This is a genomic window from Corynebacterium sp. p3-SID1056, from assembly GCF_025152525.1.
GTDB lineage: Bacteria > Actinomycetota > Actinomycetes > Mycobacteriales > Mycobacteriaceae > Corynebacterium.
The window spans coordinates 40,277-66,794 of record NZ_JALXXL010000010.1 but is presented as its reverse complement, the minus strand read 5'-3'; the positions used below and the strand labels follow the sequence as shown (position 1 = coordinate 66,794).

At 66.0% G+C, this 26,518-nt stretch carries 18 protein-coding genes and 1 pseudogene; 7 read left to right on the top strand and 12 right to left on the bottom strand.

Annotated features, from left to right (window positions below):
* The first annotated feature begins 3 nt into the window (after positions 1–3).
* The 5 genes from M3G14_RS09585 to M3G14_RS09565 are packed head-to-tail and all read left to right on the top strand — an operon-like array spanning position 4 to position 6,605.
* On the top strand, positions 4–2,340 hold the full coding sequence (locus M3G14_RS09585) for an MMPL family transporter (RefSeq protein WP_259926310.1): 2,337 nt from the start codon (positions 4–6) through the stop codon (positions 2,338–2,340).
* Positions 2,330–3,346, top strand: coding sequence for a YbhN family protein (locus M3G14_RS09580; RefSeq protein WP_259926309.1), 1,017 nt, complete (start codon positions 2,330–2,332; stop codon positions 3,344–3,346). Before M3G14_RS09585 ends, M3G14_RS09580 begins: the two co-directional genes overlap by 11 nt.
* A 55-nt stretch (positions 3,347–3,401) precedes the next feature.
* Complete coding sequence (locus tag M3G14_RS09575; protein WP_259926308.1) at positions 3,402–4,886, top strand: FAD-binding oxidoreductase; 1,485 nt, start codon at positions 3,402–3,404, stop codon at positions 4,884–4,886.
* A gap of 20 nt (positions 4,887–4,906) precedes the next feature.
* On the top strand, positions 4,907–6,211 hold the full coding sequence (locus M3G14_RS09570; RefSeq protein ID WP_259926307.1) for a cyclopropane-fatty-acyl-phospholipid synthase family protein: 1,305 nt from the start codon (positions 4,907–4,909) through the stop codon (positions 6,209–6,211).
* Between the two features lie 40 nt (positions 6,212–6,251).
* Positions 6,252–6,605: a DUF3054 domain-containing protein gene (locus M3G14_RS09565; protein ID WP_259926306.1), complete on the top strand. Its 354-nt coding sequence runs from the start codon at positions 6,252–6,254 to the stop codon at positions 6,603–6,605.
* Between the two features lie 184 nt (positions 6,606–6,789).
* Here M3G14_RS09565 and M3G14_RS09560 read toward each other — a convergent pair whose 3' ends face one another.
* From M3G14_RS09560 to M3G14_RS09510, 11 genes are all read right to left on the bottom strand, one after another.
* Positions 6,790–8,331: an acyl-CoA carboxylase subunit beta gene (locus tag M3G14_RS09560; RefSeq protein WP_259926305.1), complete on the bottom strand. Its 1,542-nt coding sequence runs from the start codon at positions 8,329–8,331 to the stop codon at positions 6,790–6,792.
* Complete coding sequence (pks13, locus tag M3G14_RS09555) at positions 8,315–13,051, bottom strand: polyketide synthase Pks13 (protein ID WP_259926303.1); 4,737 nt, start codon at positions 13,049–13,051, stop codon at positions 8,315–8,317. Before pks13 ends, M3G14_RS09560 begins: the two co-directional genes overlap by 17 nt.
* Positions 13,052–13,076: 25 nt before the next feature.
* Complete coding sequence (locus M3G14_RS09550) at positions 13,077–14,912, bottom strand: FadD32-like long-chain-fatty-acid--AMP ligase (protein WP_259926302.1); 1,836 nt, start codon at positions 14,910–14,912, stop codon at positions 13,077–13,079.
* Positions 14,913–14,941: 29 nt separating this feature from the next.
* Positions 14,942–15,895 (bottom strand): PE-PPE domain-containing protein, encoded by a 954-nt coding sequence (locus tag M3G14_RS09545; RefSeq protein ID WP_259926301.1) that lies wholly within the window; start codon positions 15,893–15,895, stop codon positions 14,942–14,944.
* Positions 15,896–15,907: 12 nt separating this feature from the next.
* Positions 15,908–16,390 carry a DUF732 domain-containing protein gene (locus M3G14_RS09540; protein ID WP_259926300.1) on the bottom strand — a complete coding sequence of 161 codons (483 nt, stop codon included), beginning with the start codon at positions 16,388–16,390 and terminating at the stop codon, positions 15,908–15,910.
* Positions 16,387–18,351 (bottom strand): alpha/beta hydrolase-fold protein, encoded by a 1,965-nt coding sequence (locus M3G14_RS09535; protein ID WP_259926299.1) that lies wholly within the window; start codon positions 18,349–18,351, stop codon positions 16,387–16,389. Before M3G14_RS09535 ends, M3G14_RS09540 begins: the two co-directional genes overlap by 4 nt.
* Positions 18,352–18,601: 250 nt before the next feature.
* The gene (locus M3G14_RS09530; protein WP_259926298.1) at positions 18,602–19,612 is read right to left on the bottom strand and encodes an alpha/beta hydrolase family protein; all 1,011 of its coding nucleotides are present in this window, start codon (positions 19,610–19,612) and stop codon (positions 18,602–18,604) included.
* 75 nt (positions 19,613–19,687) lie between these two features.
* Complete coding sequence (locus M3G14_RS09525; RefSeq protein WP_259926297.1) at positions 19,688–21,505, bottom strand: hypothetical protein; 1,818 nt, start codon at positions 21,503–21,505, stop codon at positions 19,688–19,690.
* Positions 21,506–21,518: 13 nt separating this feature from the next.
* On the bottom strand, positions 21,519–22,526 hold the full coding sequence (locus tag M3G14_RS09520) for a decaprenyl-phosphate phosphoribosyltransferase (protein ID WP_259926296.1): 1,008 nt from the start codon (positions 22,524–22,526) through the stop codon (positions 21,519–21,521).
* Complete coding sequence (locus tag M3G14_RS09515; protein ID WP_259926295.1) at positions 22,523–23,050, bottom strand: phosphatase PAP2 family protein; 528 nt, start codon at positions 23,048–23,050, stop codon at positions 22,523–22,525. Before M3G14_RS09515 ends, M3G14_RS09520 begins: the two co-directional genes overlap by 4 nt.
* The gene (locus M3G14_RS09510; protein ID WP_259926293.1) at positions 23,040–24,986 is read right to left on the bottom strand and encodes a glycosyltransferase; all 1,947 of its coding nucleotides are present in this window, start codon (positions 24,984–24,986) and stop codon (positions 23,040–23,042) included. Before M3G14_RS09510 ends, M3G14_RS09515 begins: the two co-directional genes overlap by 11 nt.
* A 275-nt stretch (positions 24,987–25,261) precedes the next feature.
* On the opposite strand from M3G14_RS09510, the gene M3G14_RS09505 reads away from it, so the two are divergent.
* Positions 25,262–26,032, top strand: coding sequence for an alpha/beta fold hydrolase (locus tag M3G14_RS09505; protein WP_259926292.1), 771 nt, complete (start codon positions 25,262–25,264; stop codon positions 26,030–26,032).
* Here M3G14_RS09505 and M3G14_RS09500 read toward each other — a convergent pair whose 3' ends face one another.
* Entirely contained in the window at positions 26,033–26,191 is a 159-nt protein-coding gene (locus tag M3G14_RS09500) for a hypothetical protein (protein ID WP_259926333.1), read from the bottom strand. It lies immediately after the preceding gene.
* On the opposite strand from M3G14_RS09500, the pseudogene M3G14_RS09495 reads away from it, so the two are divergent.
* A pseudogene (locus tag M3G14_RS09495) lies at positions 26,130–26,363 on the top strand (muconolactone Delta-isomerase family protein); the annotation flags it as partial. The gene M3G14_RS09500 and the pseudogene M3G14_RS09495 sit on opposite strands and share 62 nt — an antisense overlap.
* Between the last annotated feature and the right edge of the window lie 155 nt (positions 26,364–26,518).

The window sequence follows — 26,518 nt, the reverse complement described above, 5'->3', positions numbered from 1 at the left end:
ACAGTGTTTTATAAGTGGGGCCACGCCGCATACCGCTACCGCCGGATCATCCCACTGGTGGTCATTGCAATCATCCTGGTCATGCAGGTGCTCTTCGGTGCAAAGCTGGGCGAGCGCCTCTCGCAGGAGGGCTGGGAGGATCCCGGCGCAGACTCCACGGCCGCGGCCGCAATCGAGCAGGACACCTTCGGCCGCGACAACGCTGGCGACGTGATCGTGCTCGTCACCGCGCCGAACGGGGTGCAGGACGAGGAAGTGATGCGCGCCGCGAACGAGCAGATCGGCGCGCTGCAGGAGAAGTACCCTGCGCAGATCGACCACGTGACCAGTTACTTTGCCAAGCCGAATCAGCAGCAGATCAGCGAGGACGGCACCCAGGCCTTTGCCGCCATCGGGCTCAAAGGCGACGGCGAACAAACACTGAAGGACTTCCGCACGATCGAACCGGACCTGCGCGCCATGGAGCTGCCAGGCAACGCGAAGGTGCAGATCGCGGGTGCGACCGCCGTCGCCGATGCGCTTGACGACGGCATGGCGGACGACATCGCCCGCGCCGAAAAAGTCGGCCTCATCTTCGTTGCCCTCATCCTGCTGTTCGTCTTCGGCGGCGTCATCGCCGCGGCAATGCCACTGATTGTGGGCATCCTGTCCATCCTGGGCTCCCTGTCACTGCTGTCGATCCTCGCGCAGTTCCAGCAGGTCAACATCTTCTCCCAGTCCGTGATCACGCTTTTGGGCCTGGGCTTGGCGATCGACTACGGCCTGTTTATGGTGTCCCGCTTCCGCGAGGAGCTCGACCGCGGCCTGGACACGCGCGAGGCCGTCGCCGTGACCACCACGACGGCAGGCAAGACGGTGTTCTTCTCCGCGCTCATGGTGGGCGTGGCCCTGTCCGGCCTGCTCATGTTCCCGCAGGCATTTTTGAAGTCGGTGGCCTACGGCGCGATCAGCGCGGTCGTGCTCGCCGCCGTCATCTCGGTCGCGGTGCTGCCCGCCCTATTCGGCATGCTTGGCCCCCGCATCGACATGTGGTCGGTGCGCCGCACCAGCCGCAAGGCCCGCCGGCTCGAGGACACCGTGTGGTACCGCATCCCCGCCTGGGCGATGCGCAACGCGAAAAAGATGGTCGTGGGTGTCACCGCCCTGCTCATCCTGATCACCGTCCCCGCCACCGGCATCACCTTCGGCGGCATCAACGAGTCCTACCTGCCGCCCACACAGGAGACCCGCCAGGCCCAAGACGAGTTCAACGAAGCCTTCCCCGCCTTCCGCACCGACCCCGTCAAGCTCGTGGTCACGGGGGCGTCGAATGAGCAGCTTGTCGACGTCGTCATGCAGGCCCGCAACGTCGAAGGTCTTGCCAGCCCGCTTAAGCCTTCGCACCCGACGCAGGACGGGACGACGATCCTGTCCGCCCCGCTCGCGGACCGCAACGGCGGCCAGGAAGTCGTCGACGCCCTGCGCGCCATCGAGACCCCGGAGGGGGTGACCACCTACGTCTCCGGCACCCCAGCCATGGAGGTCGAGTCCATCGAGGCACTGCTTGAGCGGCTGCCGTGGATGGCGCTGTACATGGTGCTCGCCACCTTCCTGCTCATGGCGCTGCTTTTCGGCTCGCTCATCCTGCCCGCGAAGGCCGTGATCATGAACGTCCTGGGAATCGGCGCGACCCTGGGCTTCCTCACTGCCGTCTTCGTGGACGGTGTTGGGTCCGGCCTACTCAACTTCACCGCCGGCCCGCTGATGAGCCCGGTGCTCGTGCTTATCGTGGCGATCCTCTACGGCCTGTCCACGGACTACGAGGTCTTCCTAGTCTCGCGCATGGTGGAAGCCCGCCACAATGGGGCGTCGACAGACGAGGCGATCAAGGACGGCACCGCCCACACCGGCGGGATTATCACCGCCGCCGCTGCCATCATGATCGTGGTCGCGGCCGCGTTCGCGATGAGCGACATCGTCATGATGAAGTACATCGCCTTCGGCATGATCTTCTCGCTGGCCCTCGACGCCACGATCATCCGCCTCCTGCTCGTCCCCGCTGTGATGCACCTGCTGCGCGAGGACAACTGGTGGGCACCCCGCTGGGTCAGGCGCGCCTACGAGTCGCTCGGCGAGGGCCGCAGTAGTCAGCCTGCGCCTGTTCCCGCAGCGGCTGGTGCTCACGCCGCTGCTCACGGCGGCGAGATGGCGGTCGGGGACGCGGTCGTCGATACGCAGCCGGCCCGCTCGGGCGTCACCGTTGCCGAGAACCGCGACCTGGTGCCCTTCGACGAGCTCATGCGCCAACTGGAGGAGCGGCGCGCGCTCGAGTACATGAGGAAGCGCGAGCTTGAGCAGTAACACCGCCCGGTGGCTGCGCTGGCTCGCACCCGTCGCGCTGCTCGCGGCGCTGGCCGTCGCGTTTCGCAACGAGCTCAGCTTCCTCAGCGAGGCGTTCGCGGCCCTGCGCCGCGCCGTTGCCACCGCGCCCGGCCCGCTCGTCGGCGCAGTCATCGGCGCGTTCGGCGCGATTTTCGCCATGGCAGCGGTGATGAAAATCCTGCTCAACGTGGACGCGCCACGCACCGACATGCGGCGCACCCTCGCGCTCACGCTCGGCTCCAACGCGTGGTCAACCTCCGTGCCCGGCGGTCCCGCGCTCTCGGCGTGGCTGACCTACCGCGTCCAGCGCAGCTGGGGCGCGTCGACCGGCCTGTGCGGCTGGTTCTTCGTCATATCCGGCGCGCTGTCCACGGTGTGGATGGTGCTGATCGGCCTCGTCGCCGTTGTCTTCCTCGGTGCTTCGCTCTCCGTGACGACGCTGGTGAGCACGCTGGCGCTCACCGTCGCGGTCGTCGCCGGAATGTTCTGGGCCACGCGCAACCCCGACATTCTTACGCGCTGGGCGCGCTACCTGCCGGCGGGCGTGCGCGACCGGGTGACAAACGTGATCCAGCAGGTCTCGCAGATCCGCATGAGCACAGGTCAGTTTGTCGCCGCGGCCTCCTTCTCCCTCTGCAACCGACTTCTCGACCTCGTCGTGCTCTTCTTCTGCGTGTGGGCAGTGGTCGGCACGCCACCAGGCATGCAGCCGGGGCTCAACGAGGCCTCGCTCATGGGGGTCACGCTCGCGTTCATCATGACCAAGCTCGCCGGCGCCGCCCAGGTCACCCCGGGAGGGGTGGGCACTGTGGAGGCCGCCGCTGCCGCCTCGCTCGTCGCTGCGGGCATGACGCTTGTCGACGCCACCGCCGCCACCCTCATCTACCGCATCATCTCCTTCGCACTCATCACCGCGATCGGATGGGTCGTCCACGTGATCTGCTACGCCGGTCGTGGCTACATGCTCGGAGCGCCGCGCGACTAGGCGCGCTCCCGCCCCCGCCGCGCGAAGTCCAGACGATGGGTCTATCGTGCGACACATGAGCGTATCTGATGGTCTCGCAAGGTTCCTCGCTGGCGTGCGCAGCGTCGACGGAGAACGAGTCACTCCAGTGGGCTGGCATGCGCACAGCCAGGGCGTGGAGACCCTGCTGGCGAGCTTCCGGCAGGTCCCCGCGGGCGAGCGCGTCCGCCTGGCCAAGCGCACGTCGAATTTGTTTCGCAAGCGCGTCGAGCCCGGCGCTGGCCTCGATGTCAGCGGCCTCGGCGGGGTCATCGCCATCGACCCGGTTGCTAAAACCGCGGATGTCCAGGGGATGTGCACGTACGAGCAGCTTGTCGACGCCACCCTGCCCTTCCACCTCGCACCCCTGGTCATCCCCCAGCTGAAGACCATCACACTCGGCGGCGCCGTCTCCGGCATGGGTGTGGAGTCCACCAGCTTCCGCAACGGCCTGCCACACGAGTCTGTCATCGAGATGGACGTGCTCACCGGCACCGGCGACATTGTGCGCTGCTCACGCGAGGAGAACGTGGACCTCTTCCGCGCCTTCCCCAACTCGTACGGCTCCCTCGGCTACGCGGTGCGCCTAAAGATCGAGCTGGAGTACGTCGCGCCGTACGTGGAGCTGCAGCACGCACGCTTCCACTCCCTGCGTGACTTCCAGGAAGCGCTCGGCGCCGTCTCCGCCTCCGGATCGTGGGACGGCCGCACGGTGCACGGGCTTGACGGCGTAGCCTTCTCCCCGGAAGAGCAGTACCTGGTGCTCGCCTTCCAGGCCGACGACGCCCCGGGCACCTCCGACTACACGCGCGACGCGATCTTTTACCGCTCCCTGCAGCACCCCGAGGGCATCACACACGACTTCCTCACGATCCGCGACTACATCTGGCGCTGGGACACCGACTGGTTCTGGTGCTCGCGCGCCTTTGGCACGCAGCGCCCGAAGGTGCGCCGGTTCTGGCCCCGCGAGCTGCGACGCAGCGCCTTCTACTGGAAGTTGGTCGGGCTGGACAAGAAGTACGATCTGGAATACCGCTTCCTCAAAAAGCCCAAGAACCTGCCGCGCACCGAGCGCGTCGTGCAAGACATCGAGGTCACCGACGCACACGTCGCCGAGTTCCTCGACTGGTTCTTCCAAGCCAGCGAGATCGAGCCCGTCTGGCTCTGCCCCATCAGGTTGCGCAGCGACTCGGCTGCGCTCTCACAGCTTGGTCTGCCTGAGCACGCCCCGTGGCCGCTCTACCCGCTCGAACCGGGCACAACCTGGGTCAACGTCGGGTTCTGGTCGGGTGTGCCCGCCGACCACGTCTCGCCCGCCCAGGAGCCGGGTGCCTTTAACAAGGTGATCGAGCGCAAAGTAAGCGAGCTGGGCGGCCACAAGTCGCTCTACTCCGAGGCCTTCTACGACCGACCCGAGTTCGAACGCCTCTACGGCGGCGACCTGCCAGAGCGGATGAAGGCCACGTACGACCCGGACCGACGTTTCCCGGGCCTGTTTGAAAAAACTGTCAACAACGCATAGCGCACAGGAGAAGAAAGCACATGAGCAAGTTCGTACCAATGACCGTGGCCGACATCGTGGATACCCTGTTCCCCACGTACAACCCGTTCCGCTGGGAAGCATTCGACGGGTCCTCCACAGGGCCGGTGGGCGCGGAGCACACGGTGCGCGTGAACAGTCCGGAGGGGCTGTCCTACATCGCCACCGCACCTGGCGACGTCGGCCTGGCGCGCGCCTGGGTCACCGGCGGACTCGGGGTCGAGGGCGAGCACCTAGCACACCCGTACGCGGTGTTTGATAAGTTACGCAACCTCTACGCCCACTACAAGCGCCCGACCCCAAAGGAACTCTGGCGCATCGTGCGCTCCTTGCGCGGCATGGGTGCGTTCCAGATTCAGCCCGTGCCGGAGGCGGAGCAGGCCTCCTGGTTTGAGCGCACCGTTCGCGAGGGCCTCGCGCCCCACTCCAAGGAGCGCGACGCGGAGGTCATCTCCTCCCACTACGACGTGGGCAACGACTTCTACGAGCTGTTCCTCGGCGAGTCCATGGCCTACACCTGCGCCTACTACCCCACCGAGGACGCCAGTCTGGATGAGGCCCAGGAAAACAAGTTCCGCCTCGTCTTTGAAAAGCTCCACCTCAAGCCGGGCGACCGCCACCTGGACATCGGCTGCGGCTGGGGCACGATGGTGCGCTACGCCGCCAAGCGCGGCGTGAAGTCACTCGGGGTCACCCTGTCCAAGGAACAGGCCGAATGGGCGCAGGCGAAGATCAAGGAGGAGGGGCTCGAGCACCTCGCAGAGGTGCGCCACCTGGACTACCGCGACGTCTCCGAGTCCGGCTTTGACGCGGTCTCCTCCATCGGGCTCATGGAACACATCGGGGTAAAGAACTACGCCTCCTACTTCGACTTCCTCTCCAGCAAGCTGCGCCCGGGCGGCGTGCTGGTCAACCACTGCATCACGTTCCCGGACAACCACAAGACGAACAAGGGCGATTTCATCGGCCGCTACATCTTCCCGGACGGCGAGCTCACCGGCTCCGGCACTATCGTGCGCAAGATGCAGGACCACGGGTTCGAGGTTGTCCACGAGGAGAACCTCCGCTTCGACTACATGCGCACGCTGCGCGATTGGTGCGAGAACCTGAAGGAACACTGGGACGAGGCGGTCGAGCTCGTCGGGCTGAACACGGCCAAGCTCTGGGGCATGTACATGGCGGGCTCCGAGTGGGGCTTCGAGCACGACATCGTGGAGCTGCACCAGGTGATGGGCATCAAGCTGGATAGCGAAGGCTCCCGCGCCGGCACGCCCGAGCGCCGCTGGTGGAACGACTCGGTATTCTAGGCGCGGTGTTTTCAGTACCGCGAGGCGCTAGCATGGCAGCATGAAGAAAACGATTTCTAAGCCCTACGCCATCGCCGCTGACTACGTCGCTATCGCGGTGTTTGCGCTGCTTGCGCGCGCTGCGCACCAGACCGAGGAGATGCCCTTCAACTTCACGGGCTGGCTGTCCACCCTATGGCCATTCGCGCTCGGCGTGACGCTGGGGTGGCTGATCGCCCGCGATAACAAGGGCGGCATCATCTGGCCGGTCACCGTCATCACGGGCCTGGTGATCTGGGGTATTCGGAACCAGTCCATCCCCCACTGGTCCTTCATCGTCGTGGCGACGACGATGTCTGCGCTGCTCATGCTTGGCTGGCGCGGCATTGCCAAGCTGGTGAGCAAGCGCAACTAGCACGCGCAGCTAGAAGCGGATACCGAAGTTATACAGCGGGTCGCCGGTCTGTATTCCGTTGACAAACCAGACCAGCATGCTCATCAGGTCACCGACGATATCGAGGGTGGAAGACAACATTATTCGCGCTACCTTTCTTGCGTGATCAACGTACGCATAGCCTATCGGCTACGTAACAAAAGTGTTACAGCGGGCTGATCGTGTGCTTCTTCGGCAGGTCCTGCTCCTGCTTGGTGGCAAGCTGGCGCAGGGCGCGACGCAGTGCGAGGCGCGTCTCGTTCGGCTCGATCATCTGGTCAATGTAACCGCGCTCCGCGGCGACATACGGCGAGGTCATGTTCTCGTCGTAAAAGTCCATGAACATCTTCTTCATCGCCTCGCGCTGCGCGGGATCCTCGATCGCCGCGAGCTGCTTGCCCTGAATCATCACCACGGCAGCCGAGGAACCCATCACGGCGATCTGGGCAGTGGGCCAAGCCAGGTTGATGTCGCCGCACAGGTTCTTCGAACCCATCACCGCGTACGCGCCGCCGTAGGCCTTGCGCACGATCAGCGCAACCTTCGGCACGGTCGCCTCCACGCCCGCGAAAGCGAACTTCGCGCCGCGGTGGATCAGGCCCTCGCGCTCCTGCGCCACGCCGGGCAGGTAGCCGGGCGTGTCCACCACGTAGACGATGGGGATGTTGTAGGCATCGCAGGTACGGATGAAGCGCGCGCCCTTGTCGGCAGCATCGGCGTCGATGCAGCCGGCCTGGTACATGGGGTTGTTGGCCACGAACCCGACGGCGCGGCCGTCGATGCGCCCGAAGGCACAGATGAGGTTCTCGGCGTAGTTCGCCTGGATTTCGACGAGGTCTTCGTCGTCGCCAAGCTGGACCAGTAGGTCCATCATGTCGTAGCCGGCGTTCGTGTCGTCCGGCATGAAGGTATCCAGTTCGCTGTCGTCGAGCTCCTCGTCCTCCGGTGCCTCGACGAGCGGGGCCGGGTCGAAGGCTGAGGTCGGCAGGTGCGAGAGCAGGTCGCGGACGTAGTCGAAGGCCTCCTCCTCGGACGCCACCACGGCCTGGATGTTGCCCGACTGCTCCTGCACGCGAGCGCCACCCAGCTCGGCAGAGGTGATGTCCTCGCCGGTGACCTCACGGATCACGTTCGGGCCGGTCACATACATCTCGGACTCGCCGTCGACAGCGACCACGAAGTCGGTCGTCACCGGGGCGTAGACCGCACCGCCGGCGGATTTACCCAGCATGATCGAGATCTGCGGGCTGCGGCCCGACAGCGGCAGCTGGCGCTTCGCAATCTCCGAGTACATCGCCAGCGAAGTCACCGCGTCCTGGATGCGGGCGCCGCCCGAGTCCTGGATTCCGATGACGGGGCAGCCGATCTTGATGGCAAACTCCATCACCTCGACCACCTTGCGGCCGAAGGTTACGCCGACGGAGCCGCCGTAGACGGTCTTGTCGTGCGCGTAGATGGCCACCGGGCGGTCGTCGATGCGCCCGTAGCCCGTGACCACGCCGTCGGAGTAGACGGCCTTGTCATCACCCGGCGTACGCGCGAGCGCGCCGATCTCGACGAAGGAGCCCTCGTCGAGTAGCGCATTGATGCGCTCGCGCGGCGTCGTGCGTCCTGCATCGTCGCGGCGTTTGCGCGAGCGCTCCGAGCCGGGGTCCTGGGCCTTTTCCAGCCGGGCGCGCAGATCTGCAAGCTTATCGGCGGTTGTCATCCTCAATCCAATCATTCATGTGCTTGCCCACGATCCCCACCGCGGGCTCGTCCACTACGGCCAGGTGGTCGCCGGGCAAGTGCACGATCGTCAGATCCTTCACGATAGCGCCCCAGCCACCGTCCTCGTCAATGTGCGCGTAGTTCGGCTCGAGCGCGATTGCACCGTCGTGCATCCGCTCCGCGCGGAACAGCAGCACCGGCACATTGACCTCGGCCCACTGGCCAAAGTCAAGGTGGTTGAGGATCTGGTTGTCCACAAAGGAGGCACGCTGGTGCTCAAGCACACCGGCGGCCAGGCCGTGCTCGGAGGCGTCGGTAGTGGCGAGGAACTGCGTGAGCATCTCCAGCAGCGCTTCCTCACCGGCGGTGTCGAGCAGCTCGTAGGGCACCTCGAAGTCGAGACCGTAGGTCTCCTTGGCAAAGGCGGCGTAGCGGCCCCAGCGGGCCTTCGTCTCCTCCGGTGTGTCTGGGATCGGCTCGCTCGGCTGCGTCGTATCCAGCAGCGCGATGAAGTCGATCTTGTCGTTGCCCAGCTGGTGCGCCACCTCGTAGGCCAGCGCGCCCCCGAAGGACCAGCCAGCGAGCACGACCTTGCGGCCCTTCGCCAACTGCTCGATGTCCTCCACGTACGCCGCGGCGCGCTCCTTGAGCGAGCCTTCGCGACGCTCCACGCCGTACACCGGCACGTTCTCCTTCAGGCGGCGGGCCAGCGGCGCGTACACGCTTGAGGACCCGCCCGCCGGGTGGAACACGAAGACCGGGTTCACGTCGTCCGAACCGTCTCGGAAGACACGGATATTGCCCTCTACCTCGGTCTCGAGCCCCTCGCGCACGAGGTTCGCCAGCGGCTCGAGCGTCTCCGCATCACGCACCTGCGCAGCTGTGACCTCGATGCCGGAGCGCTCGGAAAGGTGCGCCGCAATCTTTTCCGCCTGGGCCTCGCTTATCGACGCCAACGGCGATGTCACACCAGCCGCGGCCTTCCCCGCGTACTTCGCCCACGTACCGAACACGAGGCGCTCGGAGGCGTCGCGCGGGGCAACGCCGACGCCCTGCGATTCGGCGGGCTCAGCGGCTGCCGGTTCCGCAGCCTCAGGTGCAGCACTTTCGCGGCCCGCGACGGCGTCTTCGACGATGCGAATGACGTCGGCGACGGAGGCGTCGCGAAGCGTCTGCACCTGCAGCGGCGGGATCTGGAAGTCGTTTTCCACCCGGTTCTTAATGCGCATGCCCATCAGCGAATCCAGCCCCAGGTCGATCAGGGGCAGCTCGTCGGGCAGGTCGTCCGGGTCGTAGCCCATGGACTCGGAGACGATGCCGCGCAGGCGCTGCGCGACCGTCTCGCCGGAGGCCGGGTCCCAGCGCACAGCGTCTACCTCATCGGTGCTGGTCTCCGCGGGCACCGGCGCTTCCGGTGCGGGCTCAGGCGCGGCCACGCCGGCGAGGTGCCCGTCCCCGCCCAGGTCGAGCGTAGTGACGAAGCCCTCGGCGAGCAGGGTGTCCGCATCAAAGACCTCGACGCTGGCACCGCCGAGGCTGCGCTTGACCACGGTGGTCACCTCGCCGTCGGCAGGCAGGTAGCCGTGCTCCTCGCTGGCCACAACTCGCGAGTTCGGCAGCACTTCCGCGGCTGCGGCCTCGATGAGCTGGTAGGGGCTAAAGACCTGGTCGGCCTGGGTGGCAAACGCCACCTGCCCGCCCGGCAGGTTCACGCGCGAGCCGAGCAGCGAGGTCGTCGCAGACGAAGGCCGCGCCGCGGTCCAGTAGGAGTTGGCGTGGAAGACGGTGCGCGGGGCGTCGATACGCGGGCCCGGCCCGTAGAAGGGGGCGAAGTCGACCGACATGCCGCCGACGTAGAGCTTGGCGGCCAGGTCGATGAGCGAGTCGACCTCGTCCACCTTGCGCTTCGCGGTAAAGAGCAGCTGCGCGTCCGGTTTGCCCACGGAGAAGGCGGTGTTCATCATGCCCATCACCGCAACCGGGTTCGGGGCGACCTCCACCAGCGTGGTGTGGCCGGCCGCAAACGCTTCTTCGGTGGCGTCCTGGAAGTAGACCGGCTGGCGGGTCATGCGCAGGAAGTACTCCTCATCGTGCACGACCGCACCGGCCGGGTAGACCTCGCCGCGATCCACAGAGCTAAACAGCGGCACACGCAGCGGGTGAGCCTCGATACCCGCGATGCTGGCGGCCAGATCGCCCAGGATCGGGTCCAGCGCAGAGGTGTGGCCCGCGCCGCGCACGTTGAGCTTGCGGGCGAACTTCTCCTCCGCGGTCAAGGCCTCGACGATATAGTCGACCGCCTTGCCCGGGCCACCGACGGTGGTCATGCCGGGGCCTGCGTAGACGGCGGGCTCCACGCCCGCTGCCTCCGCGTGCGCCTCGATGAACTCGGCGAGCTGCTCGCGCGAGAGCTCGACGACCGCCATCGCGCCCTCCTCGTCGGTACCGGCGATCATGGCCTCGCCCTCGCCCATCAGGCGGGCGCGTTGGCAGGCGATCAGCATGGCGTCCTTGGCAGACAAACCGCCGGCTGCGTAGCCCGCGGCGATCTCGCCCATGGACATGCCCATCGTCGCCGCCGGGGTGATTCCCACAGAAGCGAGCAGGTCCGTCTGCGCGATCTGGATCGCGGTGATGGTGACCTGGCCGGTCTCGGTGTCGTAGGTCTCGCCGTCGTCGGTGATGATGTCCAGCATGGACCAGCCGGCCTCGTAGCGGACGTACTCGTCCAGCTCGCGCATCCGGGCGGCGAACAGCGGGGAAACATCCAGCAGGCGCTTGGCCATCTTGCGGTGCTGCGAACCGAAACCGGAGTACACAAACACCGGGCCGGTCGCGGCGGGTGCGTCCGCCACGGCCACCCCCGGGCCGACCTTGCCGTCGGCAACCAGGCGCAGGCGCTTGATCGCCTCCTCGTTGGTCGTGGCCTGCACGACTGCGGCGGAGCGACCGTGGTTGCGCTTGGCCAGCGAGCGCGCAATCGGCGCGAGCTCCTTACCTGGGTTTGCCTCCAGGTACTCGGCGAGCTGCGCTGCCGCTTCCTTGCGGCGCGAGGGCAAAAGTCCGGAGACCGGCAGGGCAACCTGCTCGGCCGCGCCGGCGATAAACGCGTCCTCCGCGGGCGTTGCCTCTTCATAGTCAGCCGCGTCAAAATCGGTCACGACCACGTGCGCGTTCGTGCCGCCGAAACCGAAGCCGGACAGCCCGGCGATGCGGCGGCCCGAGTAGCGCGGCCATTCGCGCGGGTCAGCGACGACCTCGAGGCGCTCCGCGTCGAAGTCCACGAAGTGGTTGGGCGACGTGAAGTTCGCGCTCGCGGGGATGACGTCGTGCTTGAGTGCCTCGAGCACCTTGATCATCGCCACCACGCCGGCGGCGGATTCGGAGTGGCCGATGCTGGACTTCGCCGACCCCAGCAGCAGCGGCGCGGAGGCGTCGCGGCCGCGGCCGAGCACCTCGCCGAGCGCGGTCGCCTCGATCGGGTCGCCCAGGATGGTGCCGGTGCCGTGCGCCTCCACCAGGTCCACGTCCTGCGGGTCGATGCCGGCATCCGCGTACGCGCGGCGCAGTACGTCCACCTGCGCTTCCGGGTTCGGGGCGGTCAGGCCGTTGGAGTGCCCGTCGGAGTTCGTCGCCGAGCCCTTGATCACGGCCAGGATCTCGTCACCATCAGCCATCGCGTCGGCGACGCGCTTGAGCACGACGAAGCCTGCGGCCTCGGAACGGACGATGCCGTCCGCATCATCCGAGAACGCGTGGATGCGGCCGGTCGGGCTAATCACGCCCAACTCGGAGAACATCAGCGAAGCAAAGGGGTTGGCCAGGATGTTCACGCCGCCGGCCAGGGCCAGGTCCGCCTCCCCGTCGCGCAGCGCGCGCACCGCGTGGTGCACCGACACCAGCGAAGACGAGCAGGCGGTATCCACGTTCATCGAAGGCCCGCGGAAGTCAAAGGCATAAGAAATGCGGTTCGGGATAATCGAGCTCGCTGAGCCCGTCAGCGCGTACGGGTGTGCCTGCGCCGGGTCCGCGCCCATGAGCATGCCGTAGTCGTTGGCCGAGGATCCCACGAACACACCGACGGGCGTGCCGCGCAGGGAGTCCGCCGGGATGTGCGCGTCCTCCAGCGCCTCCCACGCCACCTCGAGCATGATGCGCTGCTGCGGATCCATGTTGGTGGCCTCAAGCGGGGAGAGCCCAAAGAACTCGTTATCGAAGGAGGCAATGTCATCGAGGTAGCCGCCGTCGGTCGCTTCCTCCGCCATCTTTGTGCGCAGGTAGGGGTCGCCGGAGTACTCACTCCACCTGCCCTCGGGCAGGGGCCCGGTGGCCACGTGCCCGTCGAGAAGCAGTTGCCAGAATGCCGCCTGATCCTTTGCGCCCGGGAAGCGGCCAGCCGAGCCCACGATCGCGATGTCGCGCTCGGCCGGGGCCAATGCTTCTCGACGCCCCGTCGACCCCACCTTTGCGCCCCCGGAAACCGGGGCCTGCGTGAGCGCCTTGGCCAGCGCCTGGATCGTCGGATGCTGGTAGGCGATCGTGGGATCGACGCGGCGGCCGAGCGTGCGCTCGAGCTCGCCGGAGAGCACCACGGCGTCTCGAGACGACAACCCGTAGGACTCCAGCGACCGGGTCGGATCGACTTCCTCGGCGCTGGCAGCGTCGGTGGTCTCGGCCACCCACTGGCTGAGCCAGCGGATCAATTCAGTCTCAGACATCTTCATAACATCCAAGACTATCGCCCTATTGCGCGCTTTCGTTAGCACGCTCCTGGTAGCGTTTCGCGTTTACGCGGCGGGCGATTTTGCCGGAGGACGAACGGGCGATCTCGTTCGGCGCGTAGAACTCCACCACATCCGGGGAAATGCCGTGGTGGCTGGAGACGGCGGCGCGGATCGCGTCCACCGCAGCGGCATCGTCGGCCTCGTCCGCGGTGTCCCCGCGCTCGACCAGGATGACGAGGCGCTCCACGTCCTCGCCCGGAACGGAGAAGGCGGCGACGGAATCCTTGCGCACCTGCTCGGAGGCCTCCATGACGGTGGCCTCGATGTCCTGCGGGTAGTGGTTACGCCCGGCGATGACCACGAGATCTTTGACGCGACCGGTGATGAACAGCTCGCCGTCGACAAGCACGCCCAGGTCGCCGGTGTTGAGCCAGCCCTCCTCCGGCAGCCCCTCCTGCAGCGTGGTGCCGATGGTGTTGGCAAAGGTGTCGGCGGTTTCCTCCTTGCGCTCGAGGTAGCCGCCCGCCACGTTCGGGCCGTGGACCCAGATCTCGCCGACGGTATTCTCAGCCACTTCGTCCTTGGTCTCCGGGTCGACGATGGCGAAGTGCATCCAGTTGACCGGCTGTCCGTTGGCCGCGAACTGCACGCCCTCGCCGTCTGCCACCTTGGTTGCCGTGCCCGCGGCGAGCGCATCGCGGTCGAAGGTGGCAAAGCGCGGAATTTCGGCGCTCTTGCCGGCCTGCGGTGTCGTGACAATCAGGGTGGCCTCGGCCAGGCCGTAGGAGGGGCGCAGCACCTCGCGACGCAGGCCGCGGTCGCCGAAGGCGTCAAAGAAGGCGTCCACGCCCGGCTTGGTCACCGGCTCGGAGCCGATAATAATGCACTCGAGCTGGGAGAAATCATAGTCCGGCATGTCCGGGCCCGGCGCGGCGTAGCGCGCGGCCATGTCGAGCGCGAAATTGGGGACCACGGTGTAGACGTGCATATCCTCCGGGTCGCCCTCGCGGCGCGACAGGCGCTCAACCCAGCGCTTCGGCTGCTGCACGAAGGCTTGCGGGGTGAAGATCTCCATTTCGTTGCCCAGGATGATCAACAGCGTGGTCACCACGATGCCCATGTCGTGGTGCAGCGGCAGCCAGGACACCAGACGCATCGGCTGGTGCACGCCCACGCCAGCGTAGATCTGGATGACGTTGGACACGATGGACTCGTTGGTCAGCTCCACGCCCGCCGGCGTGCGGGTGGAGCCGGAGGTGTACTGCAAAAACGCTGTGTTCTTCGAGGTATCGGTGCCGGGGTCCGCCTCGATCGGCGCCCAGCTTTCGGCGAGTGTGTCTGGCAGCGCGTCCACCGCGATGACGCGGGGGCGCTCCGCCGACGGCACGTCGGCGAAGTAAGCGCGCACGGCGGGCGCGCCCTTCTTGTTGGTCAGCACCGTCGTCGCGCCCGAGTCGTAGAGCACGGCGCGCAGGTGGTCCTCGTGGCCAGGTTCGTTCGGGTCATACAGCGGGATGGGTACCTGGCCCGCGTACATGCCGGCCATGAATCCCAGGATGTACTCCGGCGAGTTACCGGCGAGGATGGCCACGCGATCACCGGGTTTGCCCACTTGCATCAGCCGGGCCGCGATCGCCTTAATCCGGGTGTTGACCTCGCGGCGGGTGTACTCCACCGTCTCGCCCTCAGCCGACTCGGAGTAATCCCAGAAACGGATATTGACACTGTCCGCCTGGCCCGCTTGGAGGGCGGCACCGTACAGCATCTCCGTCATGGCGGGGATGGTGAAGTTGGGCGGTAAGGCGATGTTTCCGTCCTGGTCAAGGAAGCGTGCGATGAGTGCTTGGAGGTCCATATGTCGGTTCCTTCTAAACTAGTTAGTTCCTACAAAGAATCTATAGTAGTGCGCGCCCACTCCAGCGTCCACTGTGGCGTGGTCGTCCCCGGAATCACATCCGGATTTGTCGCATACATCGCATGGTTCCCGTTCGCCATTACGAGTTCCTGCGCCCGCTCCAAGGCGTTACCCACGCGCGAAGGCGCGTCGCACACCGCGTCGGCAGGTGCGCAAATCTCAAAGGCGCGGTCCGCCACCTCACCGAAACCGCCCGGGCGAGCTCCCGTCATCGTCGCACCCGGGGTCGCCCCGTCCACCACAAATTGCAAAGGCTGCAGGGCAATTTCGGCGCCCACACCCTGGACCGGGGCACCCGGGTTCACGCCCACACCGTTTTCGCGGCGTCCGTCCGCGATCATCACCGCGCCCAGCAGACGTTCCGGCGGCACGGCATTCACGCCGGTACCGATCTCGTTAGCCACATCGCCTACGATCACCGCCCCCTGGCTAAAGCCGGCGATGATGAACTTCGTGCTCGGGCACGTCTTTGCCACGTGCGCGAGCTCCCCGTTGAGCTTGGCCGTCCCCTCGGCGCGCGAAGCATCGTAGGTCATCTCGCGGCGCCCGCGCTCGGTCTGGATATTCCTAAACTGGGCGGTGTACGGCACGGTAAAGACGCGCACGTGGTTGATGTCGTAGGCCTGCTGCAGCGGCTGCGTGATCGAGAGCATGAAGCTCTTCGGGTTGGCCTGCGGGTTGAACGGATCATCATCCGCGGAGGACTCCCACGTCCCCGGTACCGAGACGAACTCCACGGCCGGGCACCAGTCCGGTTCCTCCGGTGCCTGCGCGCTCGTCTCTGCCCCCTCGCTCTGGCCCGGGACCGGGGAGAGCGAGGAATCAGTATCATCAGCAGTCTGCCACTGGTAGATGCCCAGCCCGATCACCGCGAGGACGACGAGCACGGCAGCAACAATAAACGCGTTGCGCCCTTTGCGCATGGAAACCCTTTCTTAACAGAGGTTCGCGCGCGCGGTATCCGCAATCAGCGTGCCCAGGGCGGCGGGGTCCATATCGGTACGCCGCTGCTCCACGAGCTGCCCGGCAACCGCGTCGCGCGTGACAGTATCGTCCGAGCACACGGTACGCCCCGTCGCTGTGAGTTGATCCTCAACACCCTCAATGTTCAGCCCGTTCTCGCTGAGCTGCTGCAAGTACGCTTCCTCCTCCGGGCTAAAGCCGGAAGACTGCTCGGGCGCGGCCGTGACCTCCTGGGCCGGTTGGTCGCGCGGCCCCTCATTCGCCGGTGCCGAGGAGCTGCGCGTGCTTTCGCTTGCCGACGACTCCGTGGCCGCCTCCGACCCCGCAGCCGAAGCTGCCGAGGTCGTCGACTCTACCGGCGTGACGTCCTCGCCCTCGACGGTGGTGGAGCCGGAGCAGGCGGTGAGCGTGCACGCGAGCGTCGTCAAGCAGATGAGCCCTGTAAGGCGCCTCATCGCTTCACCACCACGCCATTGACCTGCTCCAGCGTGCCGTGCTGGAAGTCAATGGTGAGACCGCCCGCGCGGATGTCCTTCATATCACTGACCGGCCAGCCCAGCTCGCCCTGCTCGTAGCCGCGCTTACCCCACTCGTCGAAGATATCGCCGTAGTAGATCACGTGCGCGCCGGTAGCGGGCGACCAGTAGATGTTGCCCTTCTCGAACGGCTGGAAGGCACCGCCCTTGATGGCGACCTCGCCGCCGGTCGGGTAGCCCAGCGCCGAGGTGGCGGTGCCCAGCTCCCCATACTTCTTGCCGATCTCCCCGTGCACGATGTGGTGCGAGCCGTCCGGGTTGCGGGTGAGGTAGCCGCCCTGGAACTGCTGGACGTAGCCCTTGCCTACCTTGGTGGCCTCCGCGACCGGGTACTTCAGGTCACCGGTCTCGTAGCCGTTTTCGCCCCAGGCCTTAAACATGTCGCCCGGGATGGCGTAGGCGCCCGTCTGGGCGGTCCAGTAGATGGAGCCGTGCTCGAAGTGCACGAAGCGCCCCTTGCCATCCGGTGTCTTGATCTCGCCGGTGGTGGGGAAGCCGAGCCAGCCCTGCGCACCGCCCAGGCCGGAGTACTTGGCCAGGATCGCGCCGAAGAGCGCGTGCGCACCGGTCTCCGGCGACCAGAACGCGGTGCCGCCGCGGAAGTCCTGGGCCTTGCCCTTAGTATTCTTGCCCGTGTCGTACTCATTGTTCACGCAGCTGCCGATGATGCCAGACTTGGTAGCTTCCGCGATCGCGCCAACCGGGGTGCAATCCGCGCCGCGATCGGCTTCGGCCACCTTGAGCGAGTTGGCGATGTACGGCCACGCCTGCGTCATCTCAAACTGCCAGTACTCCCAGGAGTGCACGCCCGAGGGACGGAACTTCACAATCGGCTTGACGTTGGTGCGGCTGGCGTAGTCCACAAACGTCTGGGTGGACAGTCGCGACAGCACCTCCAAGCCCACACCGGCCGGGTTCGCCGCCCCCTTGGCCACCGACTCCGGCTGGCCAAAGTCGTCACGGCCCGAGCCGGAGGACACGTACACCGCCATGCCCTCCAGATTCTCGATGCCCAGCTTCGGGTCGTGGTCAATCCAGTCCTGCGAGCCCAGCGGGCCCCACATCGCCTCAGCGTCGTAGCCGCCCGCGTCCAGCTGCGCCGCCTTAATCGCGGTCGGCATGCCAGTCGTGGTGGTATCCAGGTAGCCGGAGAACGAGCCGACGAAGTTGAACAGGTGCGGGTTGCGCTCCGCCAGGTTCACCGCGGCGGTACCGCCCATGGAGATACCGGTCAGCGCGCGCTTGCCGTTGGAACGGAAGCGGTTGTGCAGAATCGGCACAAGCTCCTTGGTCAGGAACGACTCCCACATGTAGTGCTTGCCGTTATTCGGGCGCTGCCAGTCGGAGTAGAAGGAGGACTCGCCGCCCACAGGCAGGATGACGTTGACATTCTTGTCTGCGTAGAACTGCTCAATGTTGGTCTCAATGGTCCAGCCGTTCTCGTCGTCGCGGGCACGCAGGCCGTCGAGCGCCCACACCTCCGGGAACTTCGCGTCCGGGTTCTGGTGCCAGTCCCGGGCCAGGAGGATCTGCACCTGCACCAGCTCGTCGGGCATGGCGGCAGACTTGATAAAGACGGCAACGCGGCGGCTGGTCAGCCACTCAATGCGGTCCACGCTCACACCCTCTGGCAGGCCCGGGATATCGGGATGCTCATCGACCTCGATCGGGGTCCGCTTCGGCGGATCCTTCGGGCGGATTGCATCCGACAGGCCGCGGGAATCGCCGAACGTGCTGCTGCCGCTGCTACTGCTGCTCAGCTGTGCTTGGGCCTGCGGTGCGACGGCGGGGAGCGCCGATGCGACCATGAGCATCGCGGTTGGCACTGCGGCCACGCGGGCGGCACGCTGCCACATCTTGGGGGAACGGTGTTCGCGCATGAAGGTGTCCTGCCTCATCTTAAAAATCGGTCACGGGGGCGTTGCGCCACATCATCGGCCAGTCCGGGGGTTCCCCTCCCCCGGCATAAGCCAGCGTGTGACGCTGTAGTAACCCAAAGGTTAAGTTTCACTTGAGACTTTACACGGTGACACGCCGGGAACTTCCACGACAATTGTTTTCACTGCTGCAACGCAAAGGCCCCACCCCCGCAAGGTTGCGGGAACGGGGCCGAAATTCACGCGCCTCTAGCTACCAGGCGTTCATCACGTTCAGGATGCGCGGCTTGGTCGCCACCAGCTGGGAGCCGAACTGATCCCAGTTGTGCAGGCCGGTCGGCGTGAATACGGCGGTGTGCCTGACACCGGTCGCATTCGCCTTCGCGCTCCACAGACGAGTAGTGAAGCCGGCCACCTGCTCGAGCGCGATACCCGACGCGCGGTGCTCCGGTTTGTACTTCGCATCCGCAGGGCCAGGCGTACCACTGCCGGCGGAGACGTAGACGTCGCGCCCGCGCAGGTTGCCCATGTTCAGGAAGGGGTCGTTCTCATAACGGCGCGGATTAAAGACGGAGCCCCACATTGCGTTGAGGTTGTACAGCCCGCCGTCGAGAAGCGCGATGCGCAGTGCCGTCTGACCACCCGGGATCGTGGTGGTGAGGTAGCCGGAGAACGACAGGGTCTGACGGAACTGCTTCGGGTGCAGCGCGGCCAGGTTGATCGCGGCGGTGCCGCCCATGGAAAGCCCGACGATGGAGTTATTCGTGGGCGAAACCCCGAAGTGGCGCTGCAGGTAGCCCGGCAGTTCCTTCGACAGGAATGTGTCCCACTTGTAGGTCACCGGGTGGTTGAAGTCGTAGGTCGCCGGCGCATTCCAGTCCGTGTAGAAGGAGGACTGGCCGCCCACCGGCATGACGAGCGTGATGTTGTTGTCCTTGAACAGGCGGGCCGCGTTCACGTCGTTGACCCACGCGTTCGTGCGCTCAGTGGCACGCAGACCGTCAAGCAGGTACAGGCCCGCGTTGCCGCCGCGCTGGGCGGGCTGGATCTGCACGGTAATGTGGCGGCCCATTGCGGGCGACCAGACGGTGCAACGCTGCACCCAGTACTTCACACGGTCCCACTCGCAGTGGCCGGTGGAATCCGGGCGCAACCAGTCACGGTTTCCGGCCTGCGCCTGCGGTGCCGCGACCACCGTAGTGATCGCCGTGAGCAGCGCCATGAGCAGCGCAAGCAGGCTCCGCTTCGTTTTGGATGCGGACATGACTCTCCCAACGTCGATGTTGATTCTCAGCTTTTGGTTACAGCAACGTTACCAAGCGAGGAAAGGAAGGGCCATTTAATTACGGGGCCAGGCGATCTGCACACCTGAAAGCCCTGGGTCCTCACCCTTTTCAATTGCTTCCAGCGTGTCGTCAGCAAGGTAGACCGATGGATCAGCATCCAGTTCCAGCGTCCGCCCGTCTCCCAGCGAATATTTCACATTCTCCCAGAAACGCTGGCGGCTCATCGGTTCGCGCGAGCTGGCCAGAAGCGCCGAGATTTCCTCAGACCGCAGCGCGGCGCGCGCCTGCCGCGCCTCCTCACGGTCCACACCCTTGGGCATCGAGTCGATCTGGGTGGCCGAATCCGCCACCTGCCACTCCAGGTGGAGGTACTTATCGTGCCCGATGCGGCCCTCCGGGTCCCGCGGCATGCGCCCCGCCAGCGGGGTGGCCAAGCCGACGGTATCCAGCACGCGCATGTCAAGCGGCGCGTTCATACTGGTCATCCCGAGGTTGGTCAGGTACGCGGTCATCGGCAGGTCAGCAAGATCGCTGCCCGCGAGCTCGTCCGCATCCATCCGCGGGCGCCAATACCAGTTAAAGCGCTCCGGGTCCTTGTCTACCAAGGCGATGTTGAGCTGGCCCGCGTTGTGCTCCGCGCCCGATTCGACGGCCTCCGGCCAGTTCTGCATCAGCTTCGACCCGAGGAAATCCGTGGCATACAGCGGCGGGTCGGCCGGGCTGTTGCCGGTGGCGTAGGACCAGAACTCGCGCTCGTCGACAATGTTGAGCTCCTTTTCGCCGCGGTCGTAGGCCCACCAGTCAATGGGGTGCGCGCGCACGACGGTCACCGTCGCCCACACCACGATCGCAGTCGCCACTGCGGCGGTCACGCGCGTAAACGGGATCGCCATCGCCGGCAGCAAGAGTGCGAACAGCGGCATCAGCCACATCCGGCCGTGCATGAAGTCTCCGCCCACGCGCAGCACGTACAGGATGTGGGCGAGCGCGCAGCCCGTGGTCAACAGGACGATCGCGAGCCTGCGCCCCCGCGTCTCGCGCAGCAGCCAGGCAGCCACCGCAGCCACGGCGAGCACCGGCAGCCACAGCCAGTAGTAGCCGACAAAATCCACGAAGTAGTTCCACCCGCGGCCCCACTCCGAGTCCGAGGCCGACTTGGCCACCGCCGTGTGCGGGGTGAGCAGCCCGTAGTAGCCCATACGGAAGAGCTGGTAGGCGGCGGGCACGGGCAGCGCCGCCGCGAGAATCCCGCCGACCTTCTTCGGGCTGTACGCCAAAAGGAAGATACCGGTGACCCCGCCGTAGAGCGCCAGCTCGGGGCGCACGAGCCAGGACAGGCCGCACCAGAAAGCGAGCCAGTACCCAACGACCGGCTTGGCCCGCTTGCTTCCCGGCGTCGCCCAGTGCACCAGCAGCACCCACCACACCGCGATCCAGCTCAGGCTTAAGCCCCACTCCAAGCCGGAGGTGGCAAAGTCACGCGCCGGCGGGAGCGCGAAGTAGACGATGATGCCGAAGGGCACGACGGGCACAGCGCGCGCCACCTGCCAGAACTTGCCTGACCCGTAGGTCGCGGCAGCCGCGGCGAGCACGGTGCAGGCGAGCGCCAGCCACATCGCAACGTCTTCCAGCCGCGCCCCAGTGAGCCAGCCGAAGGCGGTGATGAGGTACTGCCACAGGGTCGAGGTATTGGCCTCGACGCGCTCACCGACGTTAAAGACCGGGCCGTTGCCGGCCAAGATGTTTCGCACCGTACGCAGCACGATGAGCCCGTCGTCGGACATCCAGCGCCGGGTGAATCCGCCCCAGAACGCAAAGATGCCCGCGATTGCCGCTGCGACGAGCAGGGAAAGGCGGGCCTGTTTGTTCATTCCAGAGATACTACTAAGCCAGTGCCGGAATGATGTAAACAGCCATGACGATGCACAGGATCCAGGCGAGCGCGAGCAGCTGCAGCACCCGGTCCTCCAGTGCAATCTCGTCCGGAGCCCCGCCATGACCGCCGTCGACCTCTGCGGCGTAGCGCAGGATGGCGATGACGAAGGGGACCATGGAGATCTGGTACCAGATGGCCGCCGGCCCCTCGGTGGCGTTCGACAGCTGGAAGCCCCACAGCGCGTAGCTCATCACCACGGCCGTGGCCGACAGCGTCCACACGAACCGCAGGTAGGTCGCAGTGTACCCCTCCAGGGCCTTGCGGATCTTCGCGCCCGTTTCCTTCGCCAGCAGCATCTCGGCGTAGCGCTTGCCCGAGGCCATAAACAGCGAACCGAAGGCGGCGACCAGCAGGAACCACTGCGACAACTCAATATTGGCGGCCACACCGCCGGCCATGGTCCGCAGCATGAAGCCAGAGGACACCAGCGCAATATCAATCACCGGGATGTGCTTCCAGCCGAAGCAGTAGCCCAGCTGCAAGGCAATGTAGATGCCGATGACCAAAGCGAGCGCCGGGCCGTCAGTGGCCAAGAACGACAGCCCGATGGCAAGCGCGATCAACGCGGCCGCCATGCCGAAGGCCAGCTTGATCGGCAGCATGCCCGAGGCGATCGGGCGGAAGCGCTTCGTGGGGTGCTCCCGGTCCGATTCCACATCCAGCGCGTCGTTGACCAGGTAGATGGAAGACGCGCCGAGGCAGAAGACGATGAAGGCGAGCGCGACGTCGATAAGCGTGCGGCCCGTAAAGGTGCCGGCGGCGAGCGGCGCGGCGAGCACCAGCACATTCTTGACCCACTGCTTCGGGCGCAAGCCCTTGATCATCGCATCCGGCAGGTTCTTCGGGGGCTGACGCTTCGTGCTGATGTCCACCCCGGAGGTGTGCGGCTCCGGCTTAAACAGCGGCTCGTCGTACACCTTCTCTGTACCGTTTGTGCCCTGTTGGCTCTCGCTCATCGAGTCTTCCTTTCCGCCTCAACTACCACCCTGGCCACAGCCGCACCAAGCGCGGCACCCGCCAGCGTGTCCGTAGGGTAATGCACCCCGAGCACGTTACGCGAACACATCATCACCGGCACGAGCAACCACGGCCACTTCTTCCCCGTAATATCCGCCAGGTGCACCGCCGCCGCTGCCGTGTTGGTGGCGTGCGAAGAAGGAAAGGACAGCTGCGAGGGCGTTCTCACCCCGATCTTGACCCGCGCGTCGTGCGGGCGCGGCCGGCGCACAATGCGCTTGAGCACCACGCTCGCCGCGTGCGCACAGAACGTGCCAACGCCAAGCGCCAGCCACTTGCGCCGATTCTTGCTTGTCGACGCCGCGCCCACCGCAGCCACACCGCACCAGCCCAAGTCGTGCTCGCCGAAGTAGCTCAGCGTGCGGGCCGCGGTGACGGTGGCCGGGGAAAAGGCGCGATCCTGCAGGGCGATAAGCGCGTTTGCCTCGCGGGTATCGAGTGCTGGAAAAGGACTATTGGGCATCGAAGATCTTCCCCCACTCCTCGTGGCTGGTCAGCCGCGGTAGCGCCGCGCGGTACTCCTTCTGCAGCTCAGGCCAACGCTGCTTAATCTTCGCCTGCAGCTCCTTGGTCTCCTTGAGCAGAGCGTCGCTTACGGCCTTGTCGCGCTTGCGGAAGGCCACACCGGTCCCACCAGCGGTAGAGACGGTGGCCGAATCGACGCGCGCCAGCGTGTACCAGCGGGCCTCCTCGGCGGTGAGGTTGAGCTGCGGGGCGTCCCAGTGCGCGCGGTCCTCGGCGCGCAGCTGGTGGCGCAGCGCCTTGAACGCCCACGGCAGCTTCTTCACCTTGGCCAGGCGGCCGCCGATGTTCTTGGTCGGCACGCCCGGCGCGCCGGTGGGCGCGGGCAGCTCGGAGGCGGAGGCGACGACCTTGGCGTCCGGGTACTGTTGGCGAATCTTCTGGATGCGCGGCAGGGAGGACTCCAAGACATCGAAGAGCTGGTCCGGGCCTTGCAGGAAGTCTTTCATCGCCTCGACCTGGATGGCCATGGTGGAGTACTCCATGCACATGATGTGCTTGTAGGTGGACTTCAGCATGTTGCGCAAAATGCCGTCAGCGGCGTCCGGTCCGTACATCGCGGCGACGATGAGGCGGTTGCGCAGGTGGAAGTACGCCTGCCAGTCAATCGCGTCGTCCTTATCCGCCCAGGCCATGTGCCAGATCGCCACGCCCGGCCACGTGACCGTGGGGTAGCCGGCCTCCTTGGCGCGCAGCGCGTACTCGGTGTCGTCCCACTTGATAAACAGGGGCAGCGGCAGGCCGAGCTGCTCGGCCACGGCGCGGGGGAAGAGGTTCATCCACCAGCCGTTGTAGTCCACATCCACGCGGCGGTGCAGCGCGCGCGAGGTGGTCTGCTTCGGGTCGAGTTCCTCCTGCTCGGTGCCGACGTAGCCGAGCGGGTACTTGGAAAAGTCGTGATCGTAGACCGCGTGCTCGGCCGCGCCCCACATGAAGGTGGCGCGGTCCACGGCCTCACCCGTGGTGCGCAGCTGCGCCCGGTCCTGCAGGTTGAGCATCTGGCCGCCGACCAGGATCGGGGTACGCGCGAAACGGGCCGCCTGCACCGCGCGCAGGATGGAATCCGGCTCGATCGCGATGTCGTCGTCCATGTAGAGGATGTACGGGGCGTCCGTATTATTCAGCCCCTCGTACATGATGCGGCTGTAGCCACCCGAGCCACCCAGGTTGCCCTGGGAGAAGATGCGCAGCTTCTCGCCCAGCGCCGCCTTCGCCTCGGCAAAGTCCGGCTCGTCGGCCGGGTGCTGGTTGCCCTGGTCCGGCATGAGCACGTGGCTGATGTGCGCCTCGACCTCCGGGTCCTCGGCCAGCGCATGCAGGGCGTTGACGGCATCGCGCGGGCGGTTGAAGGTGGGGATGCCCACGGCGACCTGCTTGGGCTGGGGTGGCAGCGACGTGCCGTCGTGAAGCTTTTGTGCCTCCGGCGCGCGATCGGCGCACCACGCTGCGTTCGTGATGGTGGTCTCGGTCTCCGCGGTCACGTCGAACCAGAGCCAGCCGCCGTCCTCGAAGTTCTTCAACTCCAGCGGGATCTCGACGTGCTCGTCGGCGACCTCGACGTTCTTTACGCTGATGCGCACACCGTCGTGCTTGGAGCGATACAGCGAGATGGTGGCCGCACCCTGGACATCCATGGCGAGCACCACGCGGTCCAGCTGGGACCAGCGGCGCCAATAGGAGGCCGGGAAAGCGTTGAAGTACGTCTCGAAGCTGACCTCCTGGCCCTCCGGCACCGTCAGGCTCGTCCGGTCAGCCCACCGCAGGCGCTGCTTATTCTGCTCCGCTTCGATCAGGTAGAGCGAGCGCACGTCGTGCGGCTCCCCCTTGCGCGGCATGAGCACGCGCGCCAGTGTCTCCACGGCAATCTGCGTATCCAAGAGGTCTCACTTCCAATGTCGGTGTACTGGATGCATTGTTCAGACAGTTCCACCCCAGCGTAATGGCTTGAGGCCCAATTGCCTCGTGCGGCTCGCGCGGCGGCGGGGATTTCGGGTGGGGATGCAGGACCGGTTGCGCAGCGCCGGAATAGTAACAGTAGTAAGAATAGTAACGAGTAAAAACGAGGTGCCTCATGCCACAGCTGCCGCGGGTGAGCAGCTGTCCTTCCCTCCGGAAAAACCCAAGGCGTAGCGCAGGCCACTAGACTGTCCGCATGACGATTTTGCACTCCGTAGACTTTGGCCCCCGCGACGCCCAGCCCGTGGTGTTCCTCGGCTCGATTGCCTCGACCACCGATATGTGGCTGCCACAGCTGGATTCGCTCTCCAAGGACTTCCGCGTCATCGCCATCGACCACCCCGGCCACGGCCAGTCCCCCGACCCGCAAGCGCTGCCGGGCGAGACCACGATCAACGACCTGGCCAACAACGTGCTCGACACCCTCGACGCGCTCGGGGTCGATGAGTTCGACATCGTCGGGCTTTCCCTCGGCGGAGCGATCGCGCAATACCTCACGGCCACCAGCGGGCGCGTGACCAAGGCTGTATTCATGTGCACCGCCTCCTACTTCGGCGGTCCGGATAAGTGGGCACCGCGCGCGGAGGAGACGCGCGCCGAAGGCATGAAAACCCGCGCGCGCAGCGCAATCGAGCTGTGGCTCACCCCCGAGTATCGCGCCACGCACCCCGCGCTTACCGACGCGCTGACCAGGATGATCCTGTCCACCCGCGGCGAAGGTTACGCCGCCGGTGCCGACGCGCTGGGCAAGTGGGACTACACCGATGAGCTGCGCAACATCACCGTGCCGGTGCTCACCATTTCCGGCGCGGTGGACCCCTCCACACCACCCGAGGTCGTGCACGCCATTGCGGAGCAGGTTGGCGGCGAGGCGGAGTCCATCACGCTCAGCTCCGGCGGCCACGTGCCCACCGTGGAGGTGCCCGAAGAGGTCACCCGCGCGCTGCGCACCTTCCTCTCTGCCTAGCTACTGGCGTGTGAAGTGCTCGACCTTGTCCCAGTCCGGCTCGAGGCCGAGCCCCGGGCCCTCGGGTACGCGCACTACGCCGTCGGCCGGGGAGCGGGTCGCCGGCTTCCAGGCACAAGAAAAGGAGTACTCGGGCAACCTCCAGCGCCAGGGCACCATGAAAGGTATCTGGCGGGTAGTTGGCGAGTACTCCAATTACTCCATTTACGACGTCCGCGACAACGATGAGTTGCACGCCGTGCTCTCCGGGTTCCCCATGTACCCCTACATGAAGATTAAGGTCACCCCCCTGGCCGACCACCCGAACGTGACGGACGCCGTGGCGTACTAGCTGGCGCTAGTGGGCGCTACGGCTGGCCGCTGCGATCGCACGGAGAACAGTGTTGGTCTCGTGGGTCAGGAAGATCTTCCAGAACTTCATTGCACTTCTCCTTTCAATTCGCCTGTTGTTAACTTTGTGTTAACCATAGGGAATTAGTTGGTCAT